The 11765-nt window shown below is 39.6% G+C and carries 11 protein-coding genes; 8 read left to right on the top strand and 3 right to left on the bottom strand.

Going from position 1 to position 11765, the window contains the following annotated elements; genetic code table 11:
* Positions 1–31 precede the first annotated feature (31 nt).
* Positions 32–178: a hypothetical protein gene (locus AC5JM2_RS25620; protein WP_495837640.1), complete on the top strand. Its 147-nt coding sequence runs from the start codon at positions 32–34 to the stop codon at positions 176–178.
* Positions 179–330: 152 nt separating this feature from the next.
* On the opposite strand, the gene AC5JM2_RS25615 is transcribed toward AC5JM2_RS25620, so the two are convergent.
* A complete protein-coding gene (locus tag AC5JM2_RS25615) occupies positions 331–1239 on the bottom strand; it encodes a helix-turn-helix domain-containing protein (protein WP_495837639.1) in 909 nt (302 codons plus the stop codon).
* Between the two features lie 154 nt (positions 1240–1393).
* On the opposite strand from AC5JM2_RS25615, the gene AC5JM2_RS25610 reads away from it, so the two are divergent.
* A complete protein-coding gene (locus AC5JM2_RS25610) occupies positions 1394–1813 on the top strand; it encodes a thiol-disulfide oxidoreductase DCC family protein (protein WP_495837638.1) in 420 nt (139 codons plus the stop codon).
* Positions 1814–1935: 122 nt separating this feature from the next.
* Positions 1936–2124, top strand: coding sequence for a hypothetical protein (locus tag AC5JM2_RS25605; protein WP_495837637.1), 189 nt, complete (start codon positions 1936–1938; stop codon positions 2122–2124).
* An 11-nt stretch (positions 2125–2135) separates the two neighbouring features.
* Here AC5JM2_RS25605 and AC5JM2_RS25600 read toward each other — a convergent pair whose 3' ends face one another.
* Positions 2136–2573: a Tery_1686 family protein gene (locus tag AC5JM2_RS25600; protein WP_495837636.1), complete on the bottom strand. Its 438-nt coding sequence runs from the start codon at positions 2571–2573 to the stop codon at positions 2136–2138.
* Positions 2574–2818: 245 nt separating this feature from the next.
* Here AC5JM2_RS25600 and psbQ point away from each other — a divergent pair, with 245 nt between their 5' ends.
* The 5 genes from psbQ (at position 2819) to AC5JM2_RS25575 (ending at position 7602) form a co-directional block, all read left to right on the top strand.
* Entirely contained in the window at positions 2819–3286 is a 468-nt protein-coding gene (gene psbQ, locus AC5JM2_RS25595; RefSeq protein ID WP_495837635.1) for a photosystem II protein PsbQ, read from the top strand.
* A gap of 198 nt (positions 3287–3484) precedes the next feature.
* Positions 3485–4627 carry an NAD(P)/FAD-dependent oxidoreductase gene (locus AC5JM2_RS25590; protein WP_495837634.1) on the top strand — a complete coding sequence of 381 codons (1143 nt, stop codon included), beginning with the start codon at positions 3485–3487 and terminating at the stop codon, positions 4625–4627.
* Positions 4628–4813: 186 nt separating this feature from the next.
* Complete coding sequence (locus AC5JM2_RS25585) at positions 4814–5662, top strand: alpha/beta fold hydrolase (protein ID WP_495837633.1); 849 nt, start codon at positions 4814–4816, stop codon at positions 5660–5662.
* Positions 5663–5862: 200 nt separating this feature from the next.
* The gene (hemJ, locus tag AC5JM2_RS25580; protein ID WP_495837632.1) at positions 5863–6441 is read left to right on the top strand and encodes a protoporphyrinogen oxidase HemJ; all 579 of its coding nucleotides are present in this window, start codon (positions 5863–5865) and stop codon (positions 6439–6441) included.
* A gap of 558 nt (positions 6442–6999) precedes the next feature.
* On the top strand, positions 7000–7602 hold the full coding sequence (locus tag AC5JM2_RS25575) for a DUF928 domain-containing protein (RefSeq protein ID WP_495837631.1): 603 nt from the start codon (positions 7000–7002) through the stop codon (positions 7600–7602).
* A gap of 14 nt (positions 7603–7616) precedes the next feature.
* On the opposite strand, the gene AC5JM2_RS25570 is transcribed toward AC5JM2_RS25575, so the two are convergent.
* The gene (locus tag AC5JM2_RS25570; RefSeq protein ID WP_495837630.1) at positions 7617–10376 is read right to left on the bottom strand and encodes a CHASE2 domain-containing protein; all 2760 of its coding nucleotides are present in this window, start codon (positions 10374–10376) and stop codon (positions 7617–7619) included.
* Positions 10377–11765: the final 1389 nt, after the last annotated feature.

Here is an 11765-nt window from a genome sequence, read left to right as displayed (position 1 = left end):
TTATTTACTCTTACATCTATAATTAATCGCGATGGTTATCTATAGCACTGAATATTCCTCCAAAGAGGCGATCGCGAATGTTGAGTTTAGCAACTGTTGTGTGTTGCTGTCTTTTCCGTTCTTGAAAAAAGTATCACAAGAAGAGCGATCGCTCTTCTACAGGAACGCGCGTATATAATAATGTAAGAATTCAGCACTTCTTGAGTCAGAAGTCACAATTGATAAGGTGTCTATTATTCTTTGTATGTTTCTTGGATAAAGTGTTCTCCTAATTCTTTAACTATTCTGAATTCTCAATTCTGGCTCCTGAATTCTTACATCATAATAAAGCTAAATTTTTACTTGTTTTCTATACGCTAATGGTGTTGTTCCTAGAAATTTGCGAAAGACGTTTGTAAAGTGGCTTTGACTCTGAAAACCGACTTGCTGGTAGATTTGATGTATGGCTTGTTCTGTTTTACTTAATAACCTTTTCGCTCTCTCTATTCTGCAATTCATAACGTATTGGTGGGGCGAAAAACCAGTGGATTGTTTAAACATACGTGAGAAATGATACATACTCATTCCCACTGCTGTCGCCATCTCAGCTAAGCCTAAATCTTTTTCTAAGTTTTGATTGATATATTCAATAGCTTGCCGCAACTTTAAACGCGAAAGTCCTTCTGGATGTTGTCTAGTAACCTTTGGAGAAGAAACAGAATAGTTTTTGAGTAGATGAATGGATAGAGTTGTTGCTAAAGATTCTATATATACACGACAACCCATACCATCTGATTCCAGTTCTGATTGTAGTGCTAGTCCAATTTGTTGAATCAACGGATCTGAATCAGCAAGATGTGGTATAATATCTATGAATTGCATGTCTATCAAATCATAACCAGCGCGATCAAACAAAGCTTTTTCTAAACTAAGAACTAAAAATTCAGCTTCTATCTCCCAGCTTAATTTGTGATAGCTGCTTGCTGGAATGACGACAATGTCGCCATATTTAATACACTCATCGTAAACTTGTCCGTTCAACACCCGTTGTACGTTGATAGGTTGTTTTGTCAGACTTATGCTGATAACGTGCTGTTGAGGACTATGTTCTGGTGTCTCGTAAGCAGGCTGTTGATGATAATCTAGGCGAATGTGATCCCATTTAGCATGGTAACTGCTCATTAGGGGCGATCGCGGAAGAATTTGCGTATATACATCTTCCTGAGCAAAATCAATACTTATGATTTCCTCTGTTGGCATCGCTTTCACCTCATAAACAATTGCTTTAAAGGTACGCCTGTATGCTTGCTTTCTTATACAGCTTGGATGCTGTCTTCAAAAGCAAAAGTTTAATGCTATAAATGTTAACACACTAACTAAAACATCTAGCGCTCAAACAGAATCTGCGACTTGTATGGGTTATATAGTTATCTACGATGGAAATTGCAATCTTTGTGTCACAGGAGTGCAAATGCTGGAAAGTCTTGATAAGGGACAACTTTTTCGCTATGTTCCTATGCAAGACGAGTCAACTGTACAACAGTGGGGAATTACACCCCAAGATTGTGAGTTGGGTATGATTCTCATAGATGCAGATGCACCAGAAAGACGGTGGCAAGGCAGTGCAGCGGCTGAGGAGATTGGGCAATTGTTGCCTAATGGTAGTGTATTTGTAGATGCATATCGCGCTTTACCAGGAGTAAAATGGGCGGGCGATCGCTTTTACGAACAAATCCGGGATAACCGTTACACCCTCTTTGGCAAGCGTTCTAGTATTTATAAATCGACCTATTGCGTTGATGGTGGCTGCAAGGTAGCTAAAAATGATGAATGATCAAAACTAGGAAACTCCTGGATTTATAAGTATAATAAAGTACGCACTTATATCAATTTTGGATGATAAATTTGCAGATGATTAACAGCACTCCTACAGCTAAGCCAATATAGCAGTGGAGGATGAATACAAGATTACGCAGAGTTTTGCGGTTCATGGCTGATGCTTCTAGATGTTTGACGTTGCTGAACCAAAACATGAATCAAGCGATCGCGCAAACCGACTTGATTGTGACTAGATATGACGATACTTTGATGAATGTATCGTCAGACTGTTTTGTGACTGACAAAATCAAAATATCCAGGCTGTAGAAGTGTCAACATTAGTTATTAGCTACAGGAGGAGAGTTAAAAATTTCCAGTATCTGCCTGCAAAACTGTTTCAGTTTTTCCCCAACCTGCGCAGAAGGTACAGATGTTCCCACAAAACTCCAGTTTTCTACTGTAGAAAGTCGCCACTGTTCACCAATATGGCTGAAACCAGCAACTTCTACGCCAATTGCACGACGTGAATCGTTTAAAAGGTCTTGATAAAAACGGATTTGTATTAATATACTGCGACTTTGCCATGATTTACTGATGCCAGGAAAGTGAAAACCGATGTCTATAGAGTCTGGATCGACTAACTCTCTGGTTTGCGGATCGTTTTTCCAAGGTTTGAGATCCGATCTGGCATCTGGAAACTCAGATTTGAATAAATTAACTACGGTAGCAATCTTGCTGGCGAATTCAAGGTTTGTTGCCATCTCAGCTGCGTTCACGAAAACACTCCTCACGTCGCTATTTCACCAGAGGTGTCAGGGAGAGACGGTTTTTGTCATAGTATGGCTATGTTAAGCAATTGTACTCAAATTTTCCAAAAAAAAAACATCAAAATGTACCTTTGACAGAAAAAATTCTATGAAGATAGAAGATTTTCAGCAAAATCCCTCGTAAACAAGGACGATGTGATACGCCAGCGATCTAAAATGACACTGATCATTGATAAATAAAATAAGTTTAGCTTATGGCGCGTCAACGCTCAATTTTGTCATTATTTCTGGTATTGGTGGCAACCTTTCTCATTAGTTGTGGTGGTCCTGGTGTCGCAACACCACCTCCGACATACACACCAGAAAAACTGGCGAAAATTCAGGAATACGTTCCTGAGATTCAGGCTGTACAAAAACGCTCAGAAGAACTGCAAAGGCTCATCCAAACAAAACAGTGGGTGAATGTTGGAAACTTCACACACGGTCCTATGGCAGAAGCAAGGCTGTCGATGAACTACGTCACATCCAATCTGCTATCCAAAGACCAACCAGCAGGCCGCGAGTTAGTGCGTGATTTATTAGATAAGCTGATAAAAATCGACCAAGCCGCTGAAGTTGGTAACATCAATGGTGCCTTGAATAGCTCTTTCGCTGCTTTTGCAGACATTGACAAATTCCTGCAGCTGGTTCCAACAAACAGCAGCCCGTCAGAAGAAAGCTAAGCGTGATAGGGTGAAGAGGAAGATGGGGAGTGAGGGAGTTACAGAGTGAGGAAAAAAGGAATTTGGGAGTGTGGGAGTGAGGGAAAATAGTTCTTGAGCATTAACTTTTGCCTTCCTTACTTCTTTTCCTCCTTCCCTTCCTCGCTGCTGTTGTACCCCCACACTCCCCCATCTTCTGTCTGTTCAGTTGCATTAACAATGAATCATGTTGTTATCATCGGTTGCGGCGTGGTTGGGGCAGCAATTGCCTACGAACTGAGTAAAGTCAACGGGCTAAAAATCACAGTTGTTGACCAACAACCACCCGCACTTGCTTCTACAGGAGCAGCATTGGGTGTTTTGATGGGTATCATCAGCCAAAAAACCAAGGGGAAGGCTTGGCAGATGCGACGAACAAGTATCCTGGGTTATGAAACTCTGATTCCTGAACTAGAAGCGCTTACAAATCGTAAAATTCACTTCAACCGTCAGGGAATCCTCATGCTGCTACCTGAACCTTCTATGTCTTCTTTAGAAAAAGAAGATGCGGAGATCTCACGATGGGAAAAGTTGCAAGAAATTCGCCAATCTCAAGGTTTTCCCCTAGAAATTTGGGAGACTGAGAAACTCAAGCAAGTTTGTCCTCAGGTTAATCACGAAGGAATGGTGGGCGCTGTTTACTCTGGGTGCGATCGCCAAGTTGATCCCACTTCCCTCACCTTAGCTTTGGTTGATGCTGCAAAGCATAACGGTGTTGATTTCAAATTTGGTGTTCAGGTTTTGGCTATCGAACCGCAGCCGTTGTCTCCTTCTCAAGAAACAGGTTCCGAAAAATATTGCAACCAACTTCAGACGACACAAGGAAAAATGACTGCTGATTGGTTTGTTGTGGCAGCTGGGTTGGGTTCTTCTTTGTTGAGTGCGCAATTAGAGCAAATGGTTGATATTCGCCCTGTGCTAGGGCAAGCTTTGTGTCTTCGCTTAGGACGTTCTCTTGGAAACCCTGAGTTTCAACCGGTGATTACAGGTCATGATGTCCATATTGTCCCCATAGGTGGTGGGGATTACTGGATAGGTGCAACGGTTGAATTTGCGAGCAACAAAGATGAAATGATAGCTGATAAAGAACTGTTGGAGTTGGTTAGACAACAGGCGATCGCCTTTTGCCCAGACTTAGCAACCGCGACAACTATCCGTACTTGGTCAGGGTTACGTCCCCGTCCTGAAGGACGTCCAGCACCTGTGATTGGTAAATTGCCTGGATATAGTAACATCTTGCTTGCTACTGGGCATTATCGCAATGGGGTTTTACTTGCACCAGCGACAGCTTACGCAATTCGTGAGATGATTATTCCTAACTAATCATAATTACACTTCTTTTCGTTAAGACAGTCATGAGTCGTTTGTAATCATAAAGGACAATCCTCAAGCTCCGAAAGTGCCAGTTGATTTGCATCACAGCTTATTACATAATAATTCTCAATACCAATAACAAACTTCTTTTTCTTCTTAACACCTTTGTTTTAAACTTTTCATTCATGAATTAAAATGCCAATAACAGAAAAAAAAATTCAAGTCGGCTCCTTAGAATGGTTTTATCGGGAAGCAGAATCTACTGGTAGAACTGAGTTACTTCCTGTCTTACTGCTACATGGTTTACCATCACAAAGTTACAGTTGGCGCAATATTATGCCAGCTTTGGCAAAGCAAGGAACAAGAGCAATAGCGCCTGATTGGATTGGCTTTGGTTTTTCTTCCAAACCAGACAAAAGAGATTTTGCTTACACACCGGATGCTTTTGTGACAGCTTTAGAAGGATTCATAAAATCCATAGAACTTGAACGTTTTTCTTTAGTTGTGCAAGGCTTTTTAGGTTCTGTTGGTTTACAATATGCCTTACGTCATCCAGAACAAATTGCCAATATAACCATACTTAATACACCAATTTCCAGTCAGGCGAAGTTACCCTGGAAAATTCAACAAATGGGATTACCTTTTGTAGGTGACATGATTACTCAAGATCCGCTGCTAGTTGACCGGACTCTGGAAGGTGGCTGTCGTTACGTCATTACAGAAGAACATTTAAATGTTTATCGTAAACCCTTTTTGAAAAGTTCTGCTCCTGGAAGAAGTCTCTTAGCAACTATCCGTAATTTGGAGTTACGCTCAGCAATGACAGAAATAGAATTGGGCTTTAAAGAATTGCACCAAGAAATTTTAATCCTCTGGGGAATGATAGATCCTTGGCTACCTATAAATATAGCTCAAGATTTTGTGGATTCCCTGGAAAAAGGGAGTTTGATTAAACTTAATAATGTTGGTCATTATCCTCAAGAACATTATCACGAAACAATTCTTGAAGACCTTTTGCCTTTTGTTCGTGTAAAGGATCAATAATGATAGCAATTAGAATTCAAAAGTGACATCACTTTTATCTCTTCTTAAGATTTCAAAAATTTTAGAGTAAGTATTTTGTACTCATCTGTTTTGCAATTCGTTAAATAACCAGAGTTCCGTTTCATAAATTAGATAGGATTTCTATAGCACCTTTACATTATTTACGTGTGCCTAAAATCCATTGATGGAGAAAAAAATTTATGGCTTATTCCTGGTTTAAGGCTTTTCACATTGTGGGTATAGTTGTTTGGTTTGCTGGTTTGTTCTACCTCGTGCGTCTTTTCATCTACCATGTTGAAGCCAACCAAGAACCGGAACCAGCGCGCACAATACTGAAAAATCAGTATCAGATAATGGAAAAGCGTCTGTACAATATCATCACAACTCCAGGGATGCTGGTTACAGTCGCAATGGCGATTGGTTTATTAACTACGGAACCAGATGTTCTCAAAGAAGGATGGTTACACGTAAAACTGGGATTTGTTGTCCTTTTACTTGGCTATCATCATTACTGCAAGCGTTTGATGAAGCAGTTAGCCCAAGACACGTGCAAATGGAATAGTCAGCAGTTGAGGGCGTTAAATGAAGCACCTACAGTTATGCTAGTGGTGATTGTATTGCTAGCTGTGTTCAAAAACAATCTACCTACAGATATCACAGCTTGGGGTATTGTCGCCATGATTATTGTGATGGCGGCGACGATTCAGCTTTACGCGAGAAAACGCCGTAAAGATAAGGAAAAGCTGACAACAGAAATGGTGCAGCAGGAAAGCAGCTAAATAACTCTGCGAACACGCTGCGCTAACACTAAGTGTGGGCTATGTACTTATGCACACGCTAGGCGATAGGGTAGTGTCTCACCAAAAAGATACGCAATCGCATTCATTGCGGTAAACGTCGGTGCATAGCGCTGTTTAAGTATATTACCCTCAATTCAACAAACAAAGCCTGCCTGCTTTGGCAGGCTTTGTTTGTATGCTCAAAAACTATGTCTTATTGGGACTTTAGAAATTTTGGGCAGAAAAAGTATTTGAAACCCTTGCTGGGCAAGGAGAATATGTCGAGCAGGTAAAAACGTCTCAACTTCAGTTAAATCAACAAACAGTGACTAATCGATGTAAAACCCCTACCCAATCTATGTTTGAGGCTATTTTGAGCCTAGTTTTTACAAAGTCCCATTATCGAAGCTAATTAAAAATACTTATCTCTTATACTTTATTCAAATATTATATATATATAAATTAAATAAAATTTCTGTTAAGGTTTTTTTTAAAAAAGTTATTTTTGTTAAAGTCATCATTAGGTATGTATCCGCAGCTAGATCAAACTCTCAGGCTGTGGTTATTATTGATTTAAAATGCAATATTCTATACGATTTGGTGTATTTACTTACGAAATATCCCTCAAACGGTATTTACTTAATGAAACTCATTTATTTTGGTCAAATATTAACAATCTGGTTATTTGTAGAATTCTTGCTAACCCTAAGCTTATCTGCTCACGCTCAGCAAAAATTAGAAGCGAGAAGCCCCACTTTACCAAAACGGCTGATATCCCAGCAGAATTTTATACCACCAAGACAAGGTAAGCCAAAAGATACCTCTGGTGCAGGTTCCCGCAGTACACTTATATGTTCTAAACAAAACGATCCAATTCAACCTTTAATCTTAAATCAAAATCATGGGTCAACATTCCAGGAGCATCCAACGGGATTTGTCAGTATAGCTAAAACACCAGCACATCAATTTGTGTTGATGTTTCAAGATCGAACAGGTAAATTTTCTGGCAGAGAATTTATACCCAGAAACACTGATAGTATATTTGTTACATTTACACAGTCAAAGCAAAAACAACCTCTAGCAGTCGGTAAAAATCACCAGTGTTTTTCTATGGTTATCTGTGGAGAAATTGTACAACTAGACTTGCGTTTAAATAGTTAAAGTGGTACACTTTACTAAAACTCTTGGCGAAGTATTTGCTCAATTAACGCCTGATTATCGGAACTTTCTGCTTGCTTAAGATATTCAAGGGCAATCTGCCCAACCGCAGGTTCCTCCCGCGAAATAGCAACTAACAACTCTACAGTTTGATAAAGTTGAGCTTTTTCTGATTGTCTATGAGTGACAATCGGCAGAGTCACAGCAGCAAGGGCAAGTCCAATCATCGGGGGAACAACAGGAATCCAGCAACCTTGTAAAAAGGCAACGTAGGCAATTCCTATGAGTCCTCCCTCCGCAATAGCAACGGCAGTAACTATAGATTTCGGTGACTTTATTTGCCAAGCTAACACAGTTCCCACCTCACACCAAAGCAAAATCCAAAGCCACTCCACTGGTTTAGACCTAACTTTTAGCAGGGGTCGCCCTGAGAGCGCAGCACTTAAAATCATGCTAGTAATATTGGCATGAATCGTTACTCCTGCCATTTGTTTTGGAGAGCCAAAGTTATGACTGCTATAGGGTGTTTGAAACATGTCTTTGACGCTCTGGGCAGTGGAGCCAATGAGAATAACGCGATCGCGTATCTTGTGTTGTGGTATCTTATTTGCTAATAAATCTATGAGCGAGAAGGTCTGAAACTGTTGCTCAGTACCATGAAAGTTGAGCAAAACTTGATAGCCTCCAGCATCAGCCTGGACATAGCCACCGTCATTGGGTTGAAAGGGAACAAGCACTGTTTTGCCAAGCCGAATTTGATCGCGATGGTTGGTTTGAGGTTGAGGGGTGATACCTTCAGCTTCTAGATAGCGAAGTGCTAGCTGCAAACCAAGATTAAGGTGTAATGAAGAGTTTTCCAGTTGAACTGAAAGCAAGGCTCGACGCAACTTGCCATCTGCATCTAGAACCTGATCAGCAAGACCAACCTGACCTAATTGAGCTAAAGTTGGTGGTGGAGCCACCTGACTACCCACTGCCTTTTCAATACCAATGAGATTCTCAGTTGTTTTATAAACTTCTACTAATTCCTGATGACCAGGTTCTATCGGCAAATCTCGATACAAATCCAGCCCGATCGCTCTAGGTTTATAGCTTCTTATTGTCCGGATTGCTTGAGCTATCACCTGATCCGACACAGGAAATTGACCTATTTGCTTAATATCTGGCTCATCAATTGTAATTATAGTAATACGGGGGTCAACTGCTGCTGGAGGACGCGCCTGAAAAAACCAATCTAGCATTGACCACTCCATACCCTGTAGTAGCCCAGTAAAACGTACAAGAATAACAAAACTGGCGACTCCCCCAGCGATGCATCCGAGCCAGTATCTACTCAGACGTAGCTTTTGGGCTTTTTGTTTTGCGGCTTTACGTGCGTTTGCCAATATTCGATTCGCTTGTTGGGCAGCAAGTACGGCAAATTGAGCTTTTTCTCGTTCAATTTGTCGTGCCTGTTTTTCTACAGCTAAATCGGTTTCAACTTGTCGCTTTGCCAGTTCCTGACTAGCACCCAGAAAGCGATAATCTAAGTCACTGAGCCTTTTATTTTTTGACCAAGCTAATGCTTGTTGCAATTCTATCCCCACCAGAAGCTGGGACTCATCTTTTTGATTTGAAGTCATCCAAGCTTTAAAGCGTTGCGCGTAAGGGCGCAAATTTTCCATTTGTAGAGCAACCCATTCTGAATTAAAGACTATTTTATAGATTGGGTTTTTCACCCTCAGATATCCCTGATCATTGATCACTAAACCTGACAAAAGAAGTTCAATCTGTTCTCGACTATCATTGGTTGGTATGTCTTCCCCAGCCAGAATTTGTTGATATATTCCCAAGTTACGCCCTGCAATTTGCTCATTAGCAAGCAGGCGATTGCTTATTGTCCGCAAATGTTCTGGCTCATCCTGGGATTCCCACTTGTGGATGACATGTGATTTCACAATACTTTCTACCCAAAATGCCTCTGTCCCAGGGGGGATGATCAGTTTCTCACTCACTGAATCTTGACTCGAACTTTGTAGCATCTGACACATTTTTTGCGTAACAAAGGGTTGCCCTCCTGTCCAAGATAAGATTTCTCTGAGAATTGCCTGAGCATTACCTTGTTCAACTGCTAACCCTTTTACCAGTGGCTCCACTTCACCGATCGTAAAGCCATTCAGTTCTATGGCTCTACCAATATTAAACGGAGTCCGCTTTGGATCTTGAATTAAATCTGATGGTGTTGTAACCCCAAAAATGACAAATGTGATGCGATTGTATTCTGGGTCGATTGCTCTGCGATTATAGCAAAACCGAATAAAGGCAAAAAAGTCATCAACAGAAAAATCAAGGCTCTTGATACTATCAACTTCATCAATAAAGATAAACAGTTTTTCTTTCGGAAATTGAACTAGTAAGACTTCAGAAATAAACCAGCTAAGTCTTTGGAGTACAGAGAGATCTTCTTGCTCTCGCCACCAAGCTTTTAAGTTAAATTTCCCTAACAGCTTGAAACCTAACCATAACTCAGCAACGACTCCCTTATACCACTGCTCTGGGGTAATATTTTCACAACCAATGTTGGTCATATCCACAGTCGTGCATCTAAACCCATCTTGTTGTAGGCGATGCCGAGTTCTGACTAGAAGCGAGGACTTGCCCATTTGCCGAGAGTTGAGAACATAGCAAAATTCACCTTCTTTGAGGGCTTCATATAGTTGCTTATCAGCCTGTCGTTCTACATAGCTAGGAGCATTAATGGTTAGACTACCACCGACTTGATATGTGTAACGGTTCATTTGAGAATATGAAGGTGTAGTAGACTGAACATCTCAGCAGTCATTTATACTAAAGCGCACGCTTGACTTAATTCAATTATTATAATAAACAAAGAAAAATAAATTATTATTGGTGTCAAACTTGAATCAAATTTTAGTTCACATTTTCTGTTGTATCTTCTGTGTATTCTGTTTGTCAAGTTTATACTTATTGAAGCGTATCTGTTTATTGGCGTTGATAAGTTTCTCAAGTATTGTTGTAAAAATAGGTAACCCCAAAAAGCTACAGCTGTATTTCTGTTCCTGGAAATATGTGCTTACAGATACTCTCTACAAGTTAATTATTACTTGCCCATAGAATCTTTTCGATTCTCCAAACAATTGACACCAGGAAATTTAGCAGATAAATATGAGGAGAAATACAATTAGAAGTATTTTAAGTATGATAACAGTATTATAACTATAAATAGAGACTAGCGAATCAACTGACTAAAAGATGTATATATAGTTGACAGATGAATATCAGTAAAAAGCCATACTCCACGCTGTTATTGGCTTATATGCACTTTTGTCAGCTTGTTAGTTAAAGTTATACATACTTTTCAAACCCCTTGGGACTATTTATCAACGACGATGGAAAAACCCCTTCTTCATGCCGATAATACTAAGTTTCAATGACGTTGAACTTAAAAAAGTAGAGATCATATAATCCCATTCACAAATAAAAGGGAGGCCGATCAGATCAAACTAGGAACTTTGTATGACTTGTGCTTCAACTCATCGTGCATTGCTACAAAGTTACGCATGTGCTTAGGTCTGAATCTTTACTTATCTAAAATACAAATGAGTATAATATAAAACATTTGTACCTTGATGGTTATTGGTATTAATGACTGCTGACTCGAAATTCTTTAGCGAAAAATCAGAGAAGATTATTTTTGTCAAAAAATAATTTACAGTTTGATTGAGTCAAAACGTTACCTACTTATCTTACTTTTCCCACTATCTTGATTTTGAAAGCAGTACTGTAAAATAGCAATAATCTAAAAAAAAATCATATTATTCAACTTCAAAATCAAGCCAGTTGATTGCGTAATAAATATACAGTACTGTATGATGAATAACTAAGATTAGTACTTTGCAAAAAAGGGACAGATGCTGATAGATGTTGTAGGATAAGCATAAACACAACAAAATTTTATATTTTTTTTTAGGAGTATATCGTCAAAACCATTATCCAGTGATATGATTATCTCCTAAGAAGATAGTCCAAAAAATAAGTTTTAGCTCTTGTAGAACAACAACTTTGAAAGTGACAGTTAAGCCATCTGAAAAGTTAAAAAAATAAATTGCGAATTAAATTGCAAAATATTCAGACATTCAGAGCGCAAGATCTGCTAGGTTATTGTC

This window comes from Brasilonema angustatum, from assembly GCF_059505445.1.
The sequence above is the reverse complement of the archived record's forward strand: the minus strand, read 5'-3'. Positions and strand labels throughout refer to the sequence as shown.